The organism is Roseobacter sp. GAI101 (assembly GCF_000156335.1).
Taxonomy (GTDB): domain Bacteria; phylum Pseudomonadota; class Alphaproteobacteria; order Rhodobacterales; family Rhodobacteraceae; genus Sulfitobacter.
Genome location: NZ_DS999213.1, coordinates 477,918 through 497,132, shown reverse-complemented (window position 1 = coordinate 497,132; position 19,215 = coordinate 477,918). Strand labels below are relative to the sequence as shown.

General features: G+C 60.0%; 14 protein-coding genes. 6 read left to right on the top strand and 8 right to left on the bottom strand.

Going from position 1 to position 19,215, the window contains the following annotated elements; all coding sequences use genetic code 11:
• Nucleotides 1-27: 27 nt before the first annotated feature.
• Entirely contained in the window at nucleotides 28-306 is a 279-nt protein-coding gene (yajC, locus tag RGAI101_RS02250) for a preprotein translocase subunit YajC (protein ID WP_008226502.1), read from the bottom strand.
• Between the two features lie 250 nt (nucleotides 307-556).
• Here yajC and RGAI101_RS21160 point away from each other — a divergent pair, with 250 nt between their 5' ends.
• The 3 genes from RGAI101_RS21160 (at nucleotide 557) to RGAI101_RS02235 (ending at nucleotide 4,178) form a co-directional block, all read left to right on the top strand.
• Nucleotides 557-2,038, top strand: coding sequence for a pentapeptide repeat-containing protein (locus tag RGAI101_RS21160; protein WP_008226998.1), 1,482 nt, complete (start codon nucleotides 557-559; stop codon nucleotides 2,036-2,038).
• A gap of 80 nt (nucleotides 2,039-2,118) precedes the next feature.
• Entirely contained in the window at nucleotides 2,119-3,411 is a 1,293-nt protein-coding gene (gene serS, locus RGAI101_RS02240; RefSeq protein WP_008226329.1) for a serine--tRNA ligase, read from the top strand.
• Between the two features lie 59 nt (nucleotides 3,412-3,470).
• A complete protein-coding gene (locus RGAI101_RS02235; RefSeq protein WP_008228787.1) occupies nucleotides 3,471-4,178 on the top strand; it encodes a tryptophan-rich sensory protein in 708 nt (235 codons plus the stop codon).
• A 59-nt stretch (nucleotides 4,179-4,237) separates the two neighbouring features.
• Here RGAI101_RS02235 and der read toward each other — a convergent pair whose 3' ends face one another.
• From der to RGAI101_RS02220, 3 genes are read right to left on the bottom strand one after another with little or no spacing between them, the layout of a single operon-like run.
• Nucleotides 4,238-5,713 carry a ribosome biogenesis GTPase Der gene (der, locus tag RGAI101_RS02230; protein WP_008228077.1) on the bottom strand — a complete coding sequence of 492 codons (1,476 nt, stop codon included), beginning with the start codon at nucleotides 5,711-5,713 and terminating at the stop codon, nucleotides 4,238-4,240.
• Nucleotides 5,714-5,762: 49 nt separating this feature from the next.
• The gene (locus tag RGAI101_RS02225) at nucleotides 5,763-7,166 is read right to left on the bottom strand and encodes a PQQ-like beta-propeller repeat protein (protein WP_008226494.1); all 1,404 of its coding nucleotides are present in this window, start codon (nucleotides 7,164-7,166) and stop codon (nucleotides 5,763-5,765) included.
• Between the two features lie 54 nt (nucleotides 7,167-7,220).
• A complete protein-coding gene (locus RGAI101_RS02220) occupies nucleotides 7,221-7,934 on the bottom strand; it encodes a tetratricopeptide repeat protein (RefSeq protein WP_037228890.1) in 714 nt (237 codons plus the stop codon).
• Nucleotides 7,935-8,148: 214 nt separating this feature from the next.
• Here RGAI101_RS02220 and RGAI101_RS02215 point away from each other — a divergent pair, with 214 nt between their 5' ends.
• Entirely contained in the window at nucleotides 8,149-9,387 is a 1,239-nt protein-coding gene (locus tag RGAI101_RS02215; protein ID WP_008228716.1) for an efflux RND transporter periplasmic adaptor subunit, read from the top strand.
• Nucleotides 9,384-13,193: an efflux RND transporter permease subunit gene (locus RGAI101_RS02210; RefSeq protein ID WP_008227239.1), complete on the top strand. Its 3,810-nt coding sequence runs from the start codon at nucleotides 9,384-9,386 to the stop codon at nucleotides 13,191-13,193. The genes RGAI101_RS02215 and RGAI101_RS02210 overlap by 4 nt, the downstream gene beginning before the upstream one ends.
• A 9-nt stretch (nucleotides 13,194-13,202) precedes the next feature.
• On the opposite strand, the gene RGAI101_RS02205 is transcribed toward RGAI101_RS02210, so the two are convergent.
• The 3 genes from RGAI101_RS02205 to RGAI101_RS02195 form a co-directional block, all read right to left on the bottom strand.
• Complete coding sequence (locus RGAI101_RS02205) at nucleotides 13,203-14,411, bottom strand: multidrug effflux MFS transporter (protein WP_008226278.1); 1,209 nt, start codon at nucleotides 14,409-14,411, stop codon at nucleotides 13,203-13,205.
• Between the two features lie 213 nt (nucleotides 14,412-14,624).
• Nucleotides 14,625-16,427 carry an ABCB family ABC transporter ATP-binding protein/permease gene (locus RGAI101_RS02200; RefSeq protein ID WP_037228889.1) on the bottom strand — a complete coding sequence of 601 codons (1,803 nt, stop codon included), beginning with the start codon at nucleotides 16,425-16,427 and terminating at the stop codon, nucleotides 14,625-14,627.
• A gap of 205 nt (nucleotides 16,428-16,632) precedes the next feature.
• A complete protein-coding gene (locus RGAI101_RS02195; RefSeq protein ID WP_008225409.1) occupies nucleotides 16,633-17,832 on the bottom strand; it encodes a LysM peptidoglycan-binding domain-containing protein in 1,200 nt (399 codons plus the stop codon).
• Between the two features lie 102 nt (nucleotides 17,833-17,934).
• Between RGAI101_RS02195 and RGAI101_RS02190 the strand changes: the two genes are divergently transcribed.
• Complete coding sequence (locus RGAI101_RS02190; protein ID WP_008227251.1) at nucleotides 17,935-18,486, top strand: TIGR00730 family Rossman fold protein; 552 nt, start codon at nucleotides 17,935-17,937, stop codon at nucleotides 18,484-18,486.
• A 90-nt stretch (nucleotides 18,487-18,576) separates the two neighbouring features.
• Here RGAI101_RS02190 and RGAI101_RS02185 read toward each other — a convergent pair whose 3' ends face one another.
• Nucleotides 18,577-19,176: a superoxide dismutase gene (locus tag RGAI101_RS02185; RefSeq protein WP_008228798.1), complete on the bottom strand. Its 600-nt coding sequence runs from the start codon at nucleotides 19,174-19,176 to the stop codon at nucleotides 18,577-18,579.
• Between the last annotated feature and the right edge of the window lie 39 nt (nucleotides 19,177-19,215).

Sequence of the window (19,215 nt, the reverse complement as noted above, 5' to 3'; positions counted from 1 at the left end):
CCTTCTTAACGCTGCCGTTTGGGCAGTTTACTTAGCTGGTTCTGTCTTGGAGACAACGGTCGCGATGGTCGACTGAACAACACGTACCTTGACGTTTTCGGCCAGCTCGACCTCAAGCTCGCCGTCATCCTTGACCTTGACGACCTTGCCGATCAACCCGCCCTGGGTCACAACCTGATCGCCGCGGCGCAGACCGTCGACCATGGCCTTGTGTTCCTTTACCTTCTTCTGCTGAGGGCGGATGAGCAGAAAATACATGATCGCGAAGATCAGAATGAGGGGCACGAATTGCTGGATGCCTTGCATGGGGATGGTCCTTTTATTGAGGGAGCACGCCCGTTCCGGCCTGCCGTCGAAGTTTGGCGGAACCTAGGTCCAGATGCAGGGCTTTGCAAGGAGGCTTCACGCCTATTTCAGGCCCATCGGGCCGTTGGCGTGCTTATGACACGGCTTCAGCCTCCGTCGCGCGGTTTGAGCGGTTGGCAGATGAGTGGTTTCGCGCCAAAGGTGGTGGGGTAAGGCGATCCCCGCCTGAGCATTCAAAATTGTAGGCACAATGGACGATATTATTTTTGAGATCCGCCAACGTGACCTAATTGGGTTGATCCTGCTTCTTGCATTTTTGGTCGTGCCTTTGGGAATTTCGCGACTTCCTTACAAGGGCGATCCCAACAAGCCTCCTCTTTTTGATCAACTCCAAAACCGCATGGGGCTTGGCGGCATAAACTCTGGTCTACTTTTCATTGCAATTGCCCTGTGGGCTGCGATTTTCGCATCGCTGGCTCTGGGTTTACTCGGAGTGCTCTGGTCGTTCATCCTGTCGCCAATCCCTCAAGAAGGAGAGATTTGGAACTGGCGTTTTTCAGTAGCCAAGATGACAGCACTCACCGCGACCCTTGGGGCGGTGGTGGCGCTCCCCTTTACATTGATCCGCCTGACATTCACGCGAACTCAGACTGAAACAGCGGTCGAAGCATTGTTTAATGACAAGATCAACGCAGCGGTCGAGGATCTTCATGCGCAGCGTCAGATTTCGGTTGAGGTCACAGATGGTGAAACGAAAACCCATGAAACAGTATGGCAGGACGATGTGACCCGCAGAAACGGTGCGATTGACCGGCTTGAGGGGTTGGTTCAGGAAAACCCGGCATCCGCAGAACGGGTCGCCCGCATGCTGTCCGTCTATGTGCGCGAGCTATCCCAGGAATATAAACCAGTCCCGACGCCTGAAACCACCAATCGTCAAAATTTACGGACATGGGCGCGCAAATTGAATGCGGTGAGATCCGACATGCAGAATGCGGTTCTAGTACTGGGGCGACTGCAAAGTATTTCGGGCGTGACCGAGTTGGCCGGGTTGGTCGATCTTTCGGGTACAAATCTTCAGGGCTTCGATCTATCAACGCTGTCCTTTGAGAAAAGTAATTTTTCCGCAGCGCAGTTGCAGGGGGCAAACCTCAGAGATGCGCAATTGCAAAGAACGAGTTTAAGATCAGCGCATTTACAGGGGGCTTTCCTCAACGGTGCGCGGTTGCTGGGGGCGGACATCAGGTGGGCGCAGTTGCAGGGGGCGTACCTTGGCGGAGCGCATTTACAAGGGGCGAAACTCAGCGGGGCGCTGTTGCAGGGAGCATACTTAGGCGGCAAAGCCCACTTGCAGGGGACCAAGCTCAGGAGAGCGCAGTTGCAAGGGGCGCACCTCAGATTGGCGCAGTTGCAAGGGGCGGACCTCAGCGAGGCGCAGTTGCAGTGTGCAGACCTCCGAGGAACCTACTTTAACGCTTCAACTTCCTTTAGAGAGGCCGATTTCAGAGGTGCAGCGTTTTACGCGGTCGATTTAACCGATACTTCCATAACTCGCGAGCAATTAGATACGATGTACGGTGATGCCACCGTCACCCTGCCCGGCGGCCTTGGCCCGGACCACGAAAGCTGGCCAGCCCAATGGAGCAAGGAAGAATTAGACTGGGATGACTTCGAAACCCAATGGCGCGCCTTCCAAGCCTCTATCGGCCAAGACCCCGACAACCCCACCTAACACCACATCTGGCCCCGCGATCTACAATCGGGCATAAGGCGGGCAAGGCCTCAGGCGATTCAAGATCAAAGGACAGACCCATGCATGACATCAAAGCCATCCGCGAAAACCCTGATGCGTTCGACGCGGCCCTTGCGCGGCGCGGGGATGCGCCTGTTACGGGCGAAATCCTTGCTCTGGACACAGCGCGGCGCGGGATGATCAACGCGGCGGAAACGGCGCAGGCCGAACAGAACAAGGCCTCCAAACTCGTCGGGGCCGCCAAGGCCAAGGGCGATGAAGCCGAATTCGAACGGCTGCGCACGCTGGTCAGCGACAAGAAGGCCGAAGTGACGCGGATGCAGGCCGAGGCCAAGGACCTGGACGCACAACTGACCGACATGCTGGCACGCATCCCCAACCTGCCCGCCGATGATGTGCCCGAAGGGGCAGACGAGAATGACAACGTCGAGGTGAACCGCTGGGGCGACGTGCCCAGCTATGACTTCGCCGCGAAAGAGCATTTCGAGATCGCCAGCGTCGCCGCGTCGATGGATTTTGAAACGGCGGCCAAGACGTCGGGCGCGCGTTTTGTGATGCTCAAGGGGGCCGTGGCGCGGGTGCATCGTGCCTTGGCGCAGTTCATGGTCGATACCCATGTGGATCACAACGGTCTGACCGAATACGCCACCCCCGTGCTGGTGCGCGACGAGGCGATGTATGGCACCGACAAGTTGCCGAAATTCGGCGATGACAGCTATCAGACGACGAACGGCTGGTGGCTGATCCCCACCTCTGAGGTGACGCTGACCTATTCGGTGTCCGGCGATGTCCTGGAAGAAGCCGCTCTGCCCCGCCGCATGACCGCGCATACGCTGTGCTTCCGGTCCGAGGCAGGATCGGCAGGCCGTGACACATCGGGCATGCTGCGCCAGCACCAGTTCGAAAAGGTCGAGATGGTGTCGATCACCCACCCCGACGCGTCCGACGACGAACAAAAACGCATGCTGCGCTGCGCCGAGGATTTGCTGGAACGTCTGGGCGTGCCCTACCGCACCGTGCTGCTGTGCACCGGCGACATGGGCTTTGGCGCGCGGCGGACATTCGACATCGAAGCGTGGCTGCCCGGTCAGAATGCCTACCGCGAGATCAGCTCGGTCTCGACCACGGGTGATTTCCAGGCCCGCCGCATGAACGCGCGGTTCAAGCCGGCCGATGGCAGCAAGCCGCAATTCGTGCATACGCTGAACGGGTCCGGTCTTGCTGTCGGGCGCTGCCTGATCGCGGTGCTTGAAAACGGACAGCAAGCGGACGGATCGGTGCAACTGCCCGACGTTCTGGCCCCCTATCTGGGCGGCAAGACCCTCTTGGGTGCCGATGGCGTGCTGGTCTGATTGAAACGGCAGGCCGTCAGACTAGGTCCCGCTTTAGTTCAACTAAAAGGATACACCCGATGGGACGCACCCTGACCGCTGTGCTGACGCTGATGTTGACCATCGGCTTTGCCGTTTCGCCGTTTCTGGTACCCAGCTTTGCCGGATTTGACCCTGATCAATTTCCCGTGCCCCAGATTGACCCGTCGGTACAGCCGGCGGGCTACGCGTTTTCGATCTGGGGTGTGATTTATCTCTGGCTCATCATCGGGATGGCCTGGGGGCTTTGGAAAGCCCGCGAGGATTTCATCTGGCATGACATGCGCGGGCCGCTGTGCGTGTCGCTGTTCGTCGGCTGTTTCTGGCTGGCAGTCGCGGTGGCAAGCCCGATCTGGGCCGCGGTGCTGATCTGGGTCATGTTGATCGGCGCGCTGGTGGCCTTGTTCAAATCCCCGCAAGACAACCGCTGGTTTGCAGCCCTGCCCGTGGGACTATACGCAGGCTGGCTAAGCGCTGCGTCTTGCGTGTCGCTGGGCCTGCTTGCAGCAGGCTATGGGTGGATGGGCGAAGATACCGCAGCGCTGGTGTTCGTGGGTTTGGCCATCGTGATCGCCGCGGGCGTACAGTCCACGCTGATGCGCGCACCGACCTATGGCATCGCCGTCATCTGGGCGCTGATCGGGGTCATCGTGCAGAATGCTGCGACCGCACCCACCGTGGCCGCCTTGGCCGCAGGTGGGGCGATCGCGCTGCTTCTTCCGACCTACAGGTCATGGCGCAAGGGCTAGGGGCTGACCGGAATTTTTCAAAAACTCCGATCCAGATTTTTCGAAAACCCTGGGTGCCTTTAGCGGTCCTTGCGGTGTCCTTCGGTATGTTTGCGCAGTTTTGACGGCTTGGACTTCTTGCGCCCTTTGTAGGGATTGGCGTCCGACTGGCCGCGCATCCACAGCCGGATCGGAGACCCCGGCATGTCAAAATCGATCCGCAAGCCGTTCACAAGATAGCGGTTATAGCTTTCCGGTACTTTATCCGGGTGGCTACACATCACGACAAACCCCGGAGGCCGGGTTTTCGCCTGCGTCATGTAGCGCAACTTGATACGCTTGCCTTGAGGTGCGGGGGGCGGATGCGCCTCCATCATGCCCGCGAGCCAACGGTTCAACTGCGCGGTGGTTACCCGGCGGTTCCACACGTCATAGGCGCGCATGATTGCGTTATGCAGCCGGTCAAGGCCACGCCCTGTCTTGGCAGAGACCGTCACCAAAGGCGCGCCCTTAAGCTGCGGCAACAAGCGTTCAAAGCTTTCGCGCAGGTCCTTGAGCTTGCCTTGCTTGTCAGTCTCGAGGTCCCACTTATTCACCGCGACCACAACCGCGCGGCCTTCACGCTCGGCCAGATCCGCGATTCGCAGGTCTTGTTGTTCAAACGGGATTTCCGCGTCCAACAGCACCACGACGACTTCGGCGAACTTTACCGCGCGCAACCCGTCACTAACGCTGAGCTTTTCAAGCTTTTCCTGAATCTTGGCCTTTTTGCGCATCCCTGCAGTGTCGAATATCCGCATCGGCACGCCTTCCCAGACGGTGCGCAGTGAAATTGCATCACGGGTGATCCCGGCCTCGGGCCCCGTCAGCAGGCGGTCCTCGCCCATGATCTGGTTGATCAGCGTGGATTTGCCCGCGTTGGGGCGGCCCACGACGGCGACCTGCAACGGCTTTGCATTGGTTGGCACGGGAACGGGTGCATCTTCATCGCCCAGTTCTGCCTCTTCCTCGGTCAGGTCCACATCTGTTTCGGGCGTGTCCGTATCAACGCGTTCGGAAAAGCCGTCAGCGATGGGCATCAAATGGGTATAGAGGTCGTTCAACCCCTCGCCATGTTCTGCTGACATGCGGATCGGTTCGCCCAGCCCTAGGCTATACGCCTCAAGAACGCCGGCGTCTGCGGCCCGACCCTCGCCCTTGTTGGCGGCCAGAATCACATGGGCTGATTTCTTGCGCAGGATATCGGCAAAGACCAGATCGGATGGCGTCACGCCAACGCGGGCGTCGATCATGAACAGGCAGATGTCAGCCATATCGACGGCCCGTTCGGTCAAACGGCGCATCCGGCCCTGAAGGCTGTCGTCGGTCACTTCTTCCAGACCTGCGGTGTCAATCACGGTAAAGCGCAGATCCGCCAGACGCGCGGCACCTTCGCGCAGGTCGCGGGTCACGCCGGGCTGGTCATCGACCAGAGCCAGTTTTTTACCGACAAGGCGGTTGAACAGCGTGGATTTTCCCACATTGGGACGGCCCACGATGGCGAGGGTGAAGGACATAGAATGCTCCGAAGGTCAGGTCAAGCCTGCGCTTTAGACTATTTGTCCGTCAACGGAAAGCGTGCAATTGCCCTTTGGTCGACACGACGTACAGCGTGCCCCCCGCCACGACAGGTGCCGTGGTCGCCCCGCCGGGGATTTCAGCAGTGCCCACAAGCGCGCCATTGGTCGGGTCAAAGCTGCGCAGCTTGCCATCGTTCGACGCGATGATCACGCGGCCACCGGCAATGATCGGACCATAATGCGCAAACACTTCGGACTGGCGTTTGGGCTTTTCCTTGACGAAATTAGGCAGGGGAATGCCCCAGATGCGCTGGCCAGTGTTTGCGTCCAGACGCACAAGTTCATTCAGGTCGGTGACCGCAAAAACGCTGTCCCCTGCCGGCCAGACCGGGCCGATCGCCCCTTCCCGGGCGACCCAGAGGCGCGCACCGCCAGCAAGGCTGAGGGCAGCAAGACGGCCGGATTGGTTGCCGACATAGACCGTGTCACCGAAAATCACCGGCGCGCTTGTCACATCCGAGATGTTGGCCAGTGCGCGGCCGGGGCGTTTGCCCACGACAGACGTGCTCCAACGGTCCAGGCCACCTTGACGGAACAGGCCCTGCACTTCGCCTGAACCAAACCCCATCACTGCAATCTCGGGGCTGATCGCCGGGGCCGGTGCGCCCAGAACGTTGCCGATAGTGGTGCTGGCACCGGTCTGCCATTGCACTCGGCCATTGGATTTGTTCAAGGCCCAGCCCAGATCGTCGCCCGAGGTGAAATAAACCAGATCGCCATAGACAGTCGGCGCACCTGATCCGGTGCCTTCGATGTCCTGCACCCAGCGTGTGCCGCCGTTCGACACATCCAGCGCGGTCACCGAGCCAAAGCCCAGCGAGACATAAAGCGTATCGCCGTCGACAGCCAACCCGCCGCCTGTCGCATCGCCCTGACCGTCACTTGCTGGCGTCAGATCGCGCGTCCACAACACGGCACCCGAGGTCGACGTCGCCGTGACCAGCGCGCTGGAATCGATGGTAAATACACGCGCGCCGGACACCACCGGCGTCGCGGTGATGCGCTGTTTGCGGCTGTCGCCCTGCCCGATGTTCGATGTCCACGCCAACCGGGGCGCAGCGCTTAGCGCCGCATTGCCGATCCGGGTGCTTGGCGTGCCTGCGGCCTGGGACCAGCTTGCGTTGTTCACTGACTTAGGCAGCGCAATCGCACGGGTGGTGTTTGCAGGGATGGGCAGATCGGCAGGGGCCAACAAGCTGTCGTCATTCTGCAGCACCGACCGTACATCTTGGCGCAGACCGGGCAGAATCACTTCGGGTTCGGCACAGGCGGACAGCAGCAGGGACGCAACCACGGCCCCCATGCCCAGACTTGCACGCTTACAAAGGATGCCGCGACGGGCGCGTCCTGACGTCATATGCGCATTGAAGACGCTCTGAAGATTGGTCATGGCCCTGCTCGCTTTGCTCTTAACTCGTGTCATCGGACGCGTCATGGGACGGTCTTACTTGCTTTCCGTGTCTGCCTGCGGGGTCCCATCGGACCCGGCCAGGGGCGCGGCGCTGCCCATGTCGGGTTCCCCGCCCAAAGCCACAATCACCTGAAGGGCGCGTTGTTGCAAGTCTGCGGTGACTTCGGCATCCAATAAGATCGCCTGATAGCGGTCAATCGCGCCTTGCGGGTTGTTTTCCTCGATCTCGATCAGCGCCAACTGTTCTTCTGCCAGCAAACGCAGGGTGTTGCCGGGCTGGGCCAAAGCCTCAAGCGCCAGGCGACGATCACTGACGGGGGTCTCCGTGCCTTGCAAGGTCACCGATTTCAGCTGCGCAATCTCGCGGTAGATGGCAGGGACTTCGCCGTTCACGGCAATCGCATTCAGCGTTTCGATCGCGGCGGATTTATCCCCTGCCTCGACCTGTTCGGCGGCGGTCAGAAACCCCAGAACAGCAGCGGCACGCGGAGAATCCGTTTCAACTGCGGACAACGCGGCGGCGCGGCCTTCGGTGTCTTGCAGCGTCAACGCGGCAAAGGCCGCATCGCCCAAGGCTTCGGCCTTGCTGCGCGCCTGCGCCTTTTGATATTCATTCCACGCTGCAGCCCCGACGATCAGCACGATGGCCAGAACCGCGATCCAGCCATAACGCTTGAGCATGAAATAGAAGCGGTCACGCCGGACTTCGTCGTTAACTTCGTCGATGAAACTGTCTGTATCGCTCATTTTTTGCCCGATCCGCACTAATTTGATGCTTGTCTTAACCCGCAGCCGCCACACTGCCAAGGGCCAGACTGCACAGTGTTTCAGCAAGGGGGACGCAAATCGGCAACGGTTGACAGGATTTTGACAAAGTGAACTATGCAGTTTAGTTGCATTGAACAAGTTATATGCCAACTTATCTATCTTTTCTCACAGCTTTCAGCACCAAAGGTTTCGAATGCGAATCTTTCCAATTATTGCGGCGATTGCCGTGTCGTTCCTGATGTATATGGCGATCTTCGAACGCGACGCCCTGCTGGATGCCGTGGGCATGGCTCAAAGCGCTGAACCAACCGATTCCCAAGTGGCCGACCCCGCCCCCAACGCGGTAGCCGATGCGGGCCTTGTCAAAGTCGTCGTGCAACGCAGCAGCGCCGAGCCGCTTGAATCTGCAGTGATCGTTCGCGGGCAGACTGCTGCGGCGCGTCAGGTCGACGTTCAAGCGGAAACATCCGCCATCGTAGCCTCGCCCCCCTTGCGCAAAGGCGCGCGTGTGGCCGCAGGCGAAACCCTGTGCGAACTGGACGCGGGCACAAGAGGGGCCGCCAGAAAAGAAGCCGAAGCCCGCCGCGCAGAAGCCGGATCGCGAATCCCGGAAGCGGAATCGAGAGTTGTCGAAGCACAGGCGCGGCTGGACGAGGCCATGATACGCTTCAACGCCGCCAGCAAGCTGGGCAAGGAAGGCTATTCATCCACCACGCAGGTTGCCACAGCCGAGGCCACAGTCGCGGCGGCCCGCGCAGGCCTTAGTTCAGCCGAAGCCGGGTTGAACGCCGCCAAATCCGGAATCGAGGCTGCCGATGCCGCCATCGCAGTCACCCAGGCAGAGATCGACCGCCTGACCCTGACTGCGCCGTTCGCGGGGTTGCTTGAGAGCGACACAGCCGAATTGGGCAGTCTGCTGCAAAAAGGGTCGCTGTGTGGCCGGGTGATCCAACTGGACCCGATCAAGCTGGTGGGGTTCGTGCCTGAAACCGAAGTCGACCGCGTGACGCTTGGGGCCCCCGCGATGGCGCGTCTGGCCGCGGGAAACCGCGAAATCAGCGGTCAGGTCAGCTTTATCTCCCGCGCATCCGATCCATCGACCCGCACGTTTAGGGTGGAAATCGACGTGCCAAACCCCGATCTAAGCATCCGTGACGGGCAAACCGCCGAAATCGGCATTGCCGCTGCGGGCGTCGATGCACATCTGATCCCACAATCCGCGATGACACTCGATGACAACGGCATCCTGGGGGTGCGCACCATTGATGAAAACGACGTCGTGGCCTTTAACCCCGTTGAGCTGGTTCGTGATACGCCTGAAGGCATCTGGGTCGTCGGCCTGCCCGAAACCGTGACGATCATCGTGCTGGGGCAGGAATATGTCACCGCAGGCGTTACCGTCGCGCCGACTTACCGCAAGGTCACCCAATGAACGGCATCGTCGATTGGGCTGCCGGCCGTGCGCGCATGGTCATGGCGTTTATCCTGCTCAGCCTCGTCGTGGGCGGTTATGCCTATTCCACCCTCCCCAAAGAGGGCGAGCCCGACATCGAGATCCCTGCCCTTTTCGTGTCGGTCCAATTTCCCGGCATTTCCGCCGCTGACAGCGAAACCTTGTTAGTCAAACCGATGGAAACGGAGCTGTCCGATCTGGACGGGCTGAAAACCATGACCGGCACGGCGGCCGAAAACTATGCCTCCGTCGCGCTCGAGTTCGAATTCGGCTGGGACAAGACCAAGATCATGGCCGATGTGCGCGACGCGATGAGCACCGCCGAAGCGAAATTCCCCGACGGTTACGAGAAATATTCGATCACCGAGATCAACTTTTCCGAATTCCCGATCATCATCGTGAACCTTACCGGCCCCGTGCCCGAACGCACCATGGCCCGCGTGGCACGCGATTTGCAGGACGCACTGGAAGGCGTCGATGCTGTTCTCGAGGCGGGGCTGGCCGGGGACCGCGACGAGATGCTCGAGGTTTTGATCGACCCCCTGCGGCTCGAGGCTTATGACGTCACCGCAGGCGAATTGATCAATGTGGTGCAGAACAACAACCAGCTGATCGCGGCAGGCGAAGTGCAATCGGAACAGGGCAGCTTTGCCGTAAAGATCCCGTCATCCTTTGATGATCCGCGCGATGTCTACAGCCTGCCTGTCAAGACAAACGGCGACCGCGTGGTCACGCTGGGCGATCTGGCCACCATCAACCTGACGTTTGAAGACCGCGAAGGCACCGCACGTTTCAACGGTGAAAAGACGATGGCCTTGCAGGTTGTCAAACGCAAGGGGTTCAACCTGATCGACACCTCTACCCGTGTGAAGGAAGTCGTGGCCGAACAAAGTGCCACATGGCCCGAGGGGCTGAAAGCCGCGGTCAAGATCGGCACGTCCAACGACCAAAGCCGCATCGTCGACAGCATGGTGCAGCAACTGATCGGGTCGGTTCTGACCGCGATTGCACTGGTGATGATCGTGGTGTTGGCCGCCCTTGGCATTCGGGCCGCCTTGCTGGTGGGTTTTGCCATTCCGACATCGTTCCTGCTGTGCTTCGCCTTTTTGGCGCTGATGGGTATATCGATTTCGAATATCGTGATGTTCGGTCTGATCCTGGCCGTGGGCATGTTGGTGGACGGGGCCATCGTGGTGGTTGAATACGCCGACGCGCGCCAGCAACAGGGCGAAGGCCCGATGAAGGCCTATGTCACGGCGGCCAACCGGATGTTCTGGCCGATCATTTCCTCGACCGCGACGACGCTTTGCGCGTTTCTGCCCATGCTGTTCTGGCCCGGCGTGCCCGGCCAGTTCATGGGCATGCTGCCGGTCACGCTGATCTTTGTCCTGTCCGCGTCGCTGGTGGTGGCGCTGGTGTATCTGCCGGTCCTAGGCGGGGTCACGGGGCGTCTTGAACGGTGGATGGCCGATAACATGACCGCAATCGCTGGGCTGCGGATCTATCTGCATCTGCTGCTGTTCCCTGTCGCGATTGCGATGATCGTCCTGTTGGCCGTGCTCAGCTGGCCGTTGTTCGGGGTGATTTCCGCGCAGTTCGCAGCGATGGACGGGCTGGATATTCTGGGCTCGGTGATCCCCGTTTTCGCCATCGTGTTTTCGTGCATCGCTGCACTTTGCGCCTTGGCCGCGATTGCATTGTCTGGCGGGATGCTGGCCTTGCTTAGCTTTTTCGCGCTGTTCACCCGCATGGAGAGCGGTGGGCGGTGGATGACCACAAAACTGTTCCGCAAGACGCCGGATGTCATCAACGCGGGCTATAAGCGGTCGGCCTTCGGACGCGTGATCGAATTCATCGCGGGCAATCCGGTGATGCCCTTGGTGATCGCAGGCACCGTGTTTGTGTTTGTCGGGACAACGATGATCTTTTTTGGCAACAACAGCAAAGGCGTTGAATTCTTCGTCGAATCCGAACCGGAACAGGCCATCGTCTATGTGCTTGCGCGCGGAAACCTGTCGCTGACGGAAAAGGACGACATTCTCAAGCAGGCCGAAGACATCGTGCTGGCCCACCCCGGGGTTTCGACCGCTTTCGCCTTTGCCGGCAAGGGCGGACTGGACAGCAACACCGGCGGTGCCACCGCCCCCAAGGACAGCATCGGTCAAATCCAGCTTGAGACGATCCCGTGGGAGGACCGCGCCCTGCGGCCCGACCTGGACGGCGACATCGTGATCGCCGAACTGACCGAACAGCTTGGCGCGATCCCCGGCATCAAGATCGAAATTCTGGCACAGGCGCGCGGCCCTGCCTCGGGCAAGCCGGTGCATTTGCGGCTGTTGTCAGACAGTTTCGACGATCTTGTCCTGTCCACTGGCCTTGCCCGCGAGGCGTTTCAAAAGACCCCCGGCCTGACCCTGGTCGAAGACACCCGCCCCTTGCCCGGCATTGACTGGCAGATCGATGTGGATGTGGCCAAGGCGGGCCAATACGGTGCCGACGTGCTGACCGTGGGCGCGATGGTGCAACTTGTTACCCGCGGCCTGCTGCTGGACACGATGCGGGTCGACAGTTCGGACGAAGAGATCGAGATCAGGGTGCGTCTGCCCGAAGAGGATCGCGTGCTCAGTACTCTGGATACGCTCAAGGTGCGCACCGCCGACGGGCTGATCCCGCTGTCGAATTTCATCACCCGCACGCCGGTCGCAAAACTGGCCGAGATCAACCGTGTCGATCAAAAGCGCCATCTTGATATCAAGGCGGATGTCTTCCCCGGTCTGATGAAGCTGGTGAAGCCCCAGGTCGTGGACGGTACAGAGACGACAGTGACCCTGGCGACGATGCGCCCCGCCGGCGCGGATGCCGATATCACCGCCCTTGACGGAGAGACGTTCAAGATCACCGACCGGACGAATGCCGCGCAAGGCGTCGACCTACAGGCTGACCTGACCAGCGGTGCCCTGCGCCTGGTGCCGATCAACGCGAACGAACGCATCGCAGAGATCACCAAATGGCTCGACACGCAGCCCCTCCCCGACGGTGTCAGCTATGAATGGACCGGTGATCAGGAGGATCAGGCAGACAGTCAGGCCTTCCTCAGCTCGGCCTTTACGGCGGCTTTGGGGTTGATGTTCATCATCCTGCTGGCCCAGTTCAACAGCATCTACAATTCAATTCTGGTGCTGCTGGCGGTGGTTCTGTCCACCACCGGCGTGCTGATCGGGATGCTGGTGATGGACCAGACGTTTTCGATCATCATGACGGGCACAGGGATCGTCGCGCTGGCCGGGATCGTGGTGAACAACAACATCATCCTGATCGACACCTATCAGGAGTTCAGCCAGTACATGCCCCGGATCGAGGCGATCATTCGCACCGCCCAAGCTCGTATCCGCCCTGTCTTGCTGACCACGATCACGACGATGGCCGGCCTCGCGCCCATGATGTTCGGGCTCAGCCTTGATTTCGCCAACGGCGGCTACACCATCGACAGCCCCACGGCGCTTTGGTGGAAGCAGCTTGCCACCGCCGTTGTGTTCGGCCTTGGCGTGGCCACGGTGCTGACGCTGATGGTGACACCGTCGTTGCTGGCGATCCGGGTTTGGGCCACCACCTATGCCCGCTGGATCGCGCAGCTTTTGGCGAAAATGTCGCTGGGCCGCGCCAGCAAGGCGGCACAGGACTGGGCATTGGAGAAAGATGCGCTGCGTCTGAAATCCGGCATCCTGATCTGGGAAGACGAAGTCATCCCGCCCGCGCAAACCACAAAGCTGCGCGCGGCGGAATGATGCTTAGGCTCAGGCGGCAGCAAGGGTACTTTGCTGCTGCCTGAGCTTCGGCATCGTAACCAAAGTCAGCGCCAGCGCCACCACACCACAAAGCGCGATGCTGATGACCATCGGCATCGCCGTCCCATCAAAGAACGGTGCCGCCAGACCGATGCAGATCGCGCCTGTCAGCATGGTCATGCTGCCGCTGAGCGATGACGCCATCCCCGCGCGTTGGCCGTGCGCGTCAAGCGCCGCCACCATCGATGACGGAATGACCACCCCAAGAAAAGCGTAGACGGCGAAGAGACCGATCAACAGCACCCAGAGGCTGCCAAATCCGGCCAGCACAAGCAACGTCAGCACAGTCGACGAGACCGCAAAACCGATGATCCCGCGCCCGATCAGGGTCGACAGACCCCAGCGTTCGGCAAGCGACCCGGCAAGCTGCGTCGCGATAAAGAATCCGACCGCATTGAAAGCAAACGCCAGCGAGAACTCAGTCGGACTGAGGCCGAATTGGCCGGTGTAGACAAAAGACGCGGTGGCGATGAACAAAAAGAAGCTTGCCATCCCGAACCCTGCGATGAAGGTCAGACCGACGAATACGGGATCGCGAAACAGGATGCCGCAACTGCGCGACAACTGCGCCAGATTGACCTTGCGCCGCTGATCGTCTTTCAGCGTCTCGGGCAGCAGCACCTGTGCGGTCGTCAGGCTGGCGATGGCAAGCACGGCCAATGCCACGAAAATTTCGCGCCATGTGCCAAGGGCCACCACCGCACTGCCCGCAAGCGGTGCCAACATCGGAGAAATCGAGATCACCAGCATGATCGCCGACATCAGCCGCGTCGCCTGCGCACCGGTGTACATGTCCCGCACGATGGCCCGCGGGATCACCATCACGGCGGCCCCGCCCGCGCCCTGGATCATGCGACCGACCACCAGCACCTCGATCGACGGGGCGACGGCGCAGATGATCGCGCCAGCGGCAAAGATGCTCATCCCGATGAACAGGGTCTTCTTGCGCCCGATCTGATCCGACAGCGGCCCATAGACCAGCTGCGCCAGACCGTAGGCCAGAAAATACGCCACCAGCGTTGCCTGTGCCCCCGAAACCGAGGTGCCAAGCGCCTCTTCGATCGCGGGCAATGCGGGCAAATACATGTCGATGGCAAACGGTCCGGTCACGCAGATCAGACCAAGGACGATGGCAGTACGGAACATTCCGGCTTGCATGGGGATTCCTTTGATTGGGGAGGCGTCGGATGAAGCACCTGACGCAGGTGGACTTGGTACCAGCAGCAGGACGGTGTTCAAGGTCTTGCCCCGCCGGTACACGGATCAAAGCGTCGAAGGACCGTAATTGTTCCTGTGGGACGCTAAAATTTAAGCAATGGCCGGACTGGGAAAATGCGGCGGGGACCCAAGCCCCCGCCGGGCCGCCAGGCCCTAGCTCATATCCTCGGATTGCTGGCGCTGCCACAACTGGGCATAACGTCCGTTGCGGGCAAGCAGATCATCATGGCTGCCTTGCTCGACGATCCGGCCCTGTTCCAGCACGACAATGCGGTCTGCTTCGGCCACGGTGGACAGGCGGTGCGCAATGGTCAGCACCGTGCGCCCCTTGCCTGCCTGACGCAGAGCATCCTGGATTTCATACTCGGTCTCGCTGTCCAGCGCGCTGGTTGCTTCGTCCAGCAGCAGGATCGGCGGGTTCTTCAGCAAGGTCCGCGCAATGCCGACACGTTGCTTTTCGCCGCCCGACAGTTTCAAGCCCCGTTCGCCCACCGCGGTATCATAGCCCTTTGGCAGACCCTGGATAAAGTCGTGGATCTGCGCGGACTTGGCGGCCTCTTCAATCTCGGCTTGGGTCGCGTCACCGCTGCCATAGCCGATGTTGTAGCCGATGGTGTCGTTGAACAGCACCGTATCCTGCGGGACGACGCCGATGGCACGGTGCAGACTGTTTTGCGTGACGTCGCGCACATCCTGCCCGTCGATCTTCAGCGCCCCGCCCTGCACATCGTAAAAGCGGAACAACAGACGCCCGATGGTGGATTTCCCCGATCCGGTCGATCCGACGATGGCGACCATTTCACCCGGTGCGGCCTCGAGCGAGATGCCCTTGAGGATCTGCCGGTCCGGATCATAGCCAAAGTGCACGTCTTCCAGCGTCACCCGCCCCCCGTCGACCTTGAGGTCAACGGCGTCGGGTTTGTCCGAAATCTCGGCCGGTTGATCCAGCAACGTGAACATCTGCCCCATATCGACCAGGGCCTGACGGATTTCGCGGTAGACCGTGCCCAGAAAGTTCAGCGGGATCGTGATCTGCACCATATAGGCGTTTACCATGACGAAATCACCGACGGTCAAAGTGCCGTTTTGCACGCCGATCGCCGCCATCACCATGACCCCCACAAGACCGCAGGTGATCAGCAGGGACTGACCAAAGTTCAGGAACGCGAGCGAATAGTTCGTCTTGATCGCGGCTTCTTCATAGCCGGCCATCGCGGCATCATAACGGTTGGCCTCGCGTTCTTCGGCGTTGAAATACTTGACTGTTTCGTAGTTCAGCAGGCTGTCGATGGCCTTTTGGTTGGCATCCGTGTCCTGATCATTCATCTGGCGGCGCAGCTTTACGCGCCATTCGGTCACCGCAAAGGTGAACCAGACATAAAGCGCAATCGTGACGGCCACGACCAGCAGATACCAGAAATCGAACAGCACAGTCAGGATCACCCCGATCATCAACAATTCAAGGATCAGCGGCCCGATGGAAAGCAGCAGGAAGCGCAGCAGGAAATCGACGCCTTTGACACCGCGTTCGATGATCCGGCTTAGACCGCCGGTCTTGCGGGTGATGTGATAGCGCATCGACAGTTTGTGAATATGCTCGAACGTCTCGAGCGCGAGCATCCGCAGGGCGCGCTGGCCGACGCGGGCAAACGTCGCATCGCGCAGCTGTTGAAAGCCCACGTTCATCGCACGCGCCACGCCGTACGCCACCGTCAGGCCGATGGCACCAAGCGCGAACAGCGGCACGCCTTCGCCCGCCAGCCCATCGACCGCACCCTTGTACAGAATCGGGATCACGACCGACACCAACTTGGACACCAACAGGAAAATCATCGCCCAGACGACGCGTTTCTTCACCCATGGCATGTCGTCGGGCCACAGATACGGCGCAACTTTCTGCAAAACCAAAAGGTTCGACTGACGCTCTGCGGCGTTTGTCATCTCTTCTTCGGTCATCGGCTGGTGGGGCGGTGTGGCCGCCGTGCTTTTGGACGCGTCTTGCGCGCGGGTGGTATCGGCTGACATGTATGATCCTGAAATGCTTGGACCACTACATAGGCCGCATCCGCCAAGGTTGCCAGTCTATGCCCATCAAAATGCCCGACCCGCCGTGGTCGGAATGTTATTCAGGGCAAATATTCTGAAACATCATGCCCGAAAATCATTCAGGCAGCGTGAAAACCTGACCGGGGTAGATCAGGTCAGGGTCGCGGATCGAGTCGCGGTTGGCGTCGAACACCCGCACATACAAGGTCGGATCACCATAGCGGTCCCGTGCGATGGCCCACAGGGTTGCACCCTCCTGGACGGTGATGGCCTTGATCGGGCCATCGTAATTGGCAGTGGCGCGGGCAAGCACTTCGGGGGATTCGCGTTTGAAAGGCGTCTCGACCCGGCTGATGACGTCACCGACATGGTTCAACTCGTCCACGCGCAGGGTGTAAATTCCGGCAGTCACGTCTTCGATGTCACCGCGCCAGCGGCCTTCGGCATCGACCGGCAAGGTCCCGACGGCGGCATTGTCCAGATAGACCTGAACCGACCTGCCTTGGGTCTGCGCGCGCCCAGCAAGGCTTACCTCGCCCTGCTGGGAATACGTGATGGTATCCAGCGCGATGGCTTTCGTTGGCTTCGGTGCGGAGCCGGACAAAAGCTCGACACCGTCGGGCGTGGACTTCAGCAAGGCCACCGTGTCATCGGCGGGTTCGGGGGTTTGCGGCGTCGTGGCATCCGTGCCTGCAGGCATCGGGTCAGACCCGGTCGCCATATCCTCGGCTGCGGCGCTCTGAACCTCCGGGGCGGACGCTTGTGCCACGGTCTGTGCCGTATCACTGATCGCATCTGCGGCACTGGCTTGGGCCGGTGCCACTGAAACCGCACCCATTGGTGCCAGGATCACCTCTTCCACCGAACGTACGGGGTTTTTACCGCTCATCCCCTCAAGGCTCAGGATCTGCCCCATGCCATCGGGCGGCAGGATCGCAAGGGTGGCGAATTTGCCGGCACCGTCAGCCAGAGCCGTCGCGATTTCGGTGCCGTTGCTCATCACGTGCACTTCGCTGCCCGGCGCGGCGCGACCAGCAATCACGGTCATGCCATCGGGATCACGGCGGACCTCGTCAAAGCGGGGGGTGTCGGGCGATGCCGGGACCACTTGCTCCTCGGGCGCGGTTTTCGGTGCCGGGTCAGGGTCAGGCTGGACCAATGCGGTGGTGCTGCCACCGGGGGACAACAGCGCCGTCTGCGGCACGGTCGTTTGCTGGCGGGACATGAAATATCCCACGAGGGCGATTGCCACCACAATCCCCACACCGCCCACCATCAAAGATTTTCCCGTCTGCAAAACCAATAATCCCTTCATTCCATTGAACCTTACTGCGTTGAGGGTTTGAAGCAAGAGGGTTAACACTAGTCAAAAGGGTGTAGTGTCCATGCTGCACATTCGCTCACAAGGATGACATCAATGATTCAGAAATCCGTTTGCATCTATTGCGGTTCGCGCGCAGGTGACGACCCGACCTTTGCCGCTCAGGCCCAGGCCATGGGTCAGGGGCTGGCCGACCACAACTGGCGGTTGGTATACGGCGCTGGCGATGTCGGGCTGATGGGAACCGTCGCGCGCGCGGCGCAATCGGCCGGGGGCAACACATTTGGCGTGATCCCCCAGCATCTGGTGAAATGGGAGGTCGGCAAGACCGATCTGACGCAATACATCGTCACCGAGACCATGCACGAGCGCAAGAAGGTGATGTTCATGAATTGCGATGCCGTGGTCGTCATGCCCGGCGGCGCAGGGTCGCTGGACGAGTTGTTCGAGGTCCTGACATGGCGTCAGTTGGGCCTGCATGAAAAACCTGTCATTCTTTTGAATACAAACGGTTACTGGGAACCTTTGGTGCAGCTTCTCGAACATGTCGTCGCCCGTGGATTTGCAGACGCGACCCTGCTTGAGTATTTCACGGTGGTGCCGGATGCCGACGCCGCCCTTGCGACTTTGCGCGAAACGCTCGGCTAGATTTTCATTATCTTCCAGCCCTGACAAAACGGCACGAAAAAGCCCCGCAAACCGGGTTTGCGGGGCTGATCATCGTGATTTGCGAACAGATTACATGCGGGACGCGACGTTTTCCCAATCGACAAGGTTGTCGAGGAAGTTCGTCAGATAATCCGGACGTGCGTTGCGGAAATCGATGTAATAGGAATGTTCCCACACGTCACAGCCCAGCAATGCAGTCTGACCAAAGCAAACGGGGTTCACGCCGTTTTCTGTCTTGGTAACTTTCAGGCCGCCGTCTGTATCCTTGACCAGCCACGCCCAGCCAGAACCGAACTGACCTGCGCCTGCCGCCTTGAAGTCGTCCTTGAACTTATCGACGGACCCAAAGCTTTCTGTGATGGCTTTTTCAAGATCGCCCGGCATCGCATTGCCGTTCGGACCCATCATTTCCCAGAACTGGTTGTGGTTCCAGAGCTGGCTGATGTTATTGAAGATACCGCTTTGCGCGACGGCTTTGGGATCGTAGGTGCCCTTGATGATCTCTTCGAGGGATTTGTCAGCCCATTCAGTGCCTTCGATCGCTTTGTTGCCGTTTACGACATAGGCATTGTGGTGCTTGTCGTGGTGGTATTCCAGCGTCTCTGCGGACATGCCTTTCGATGCAAGTGCGTCGTGGGCATAGGGTAGATCAGGAAGTGAAAAAGCCATTTGGTGAGCCTCCGTTTTATGATTTCATCTGGGTCACAT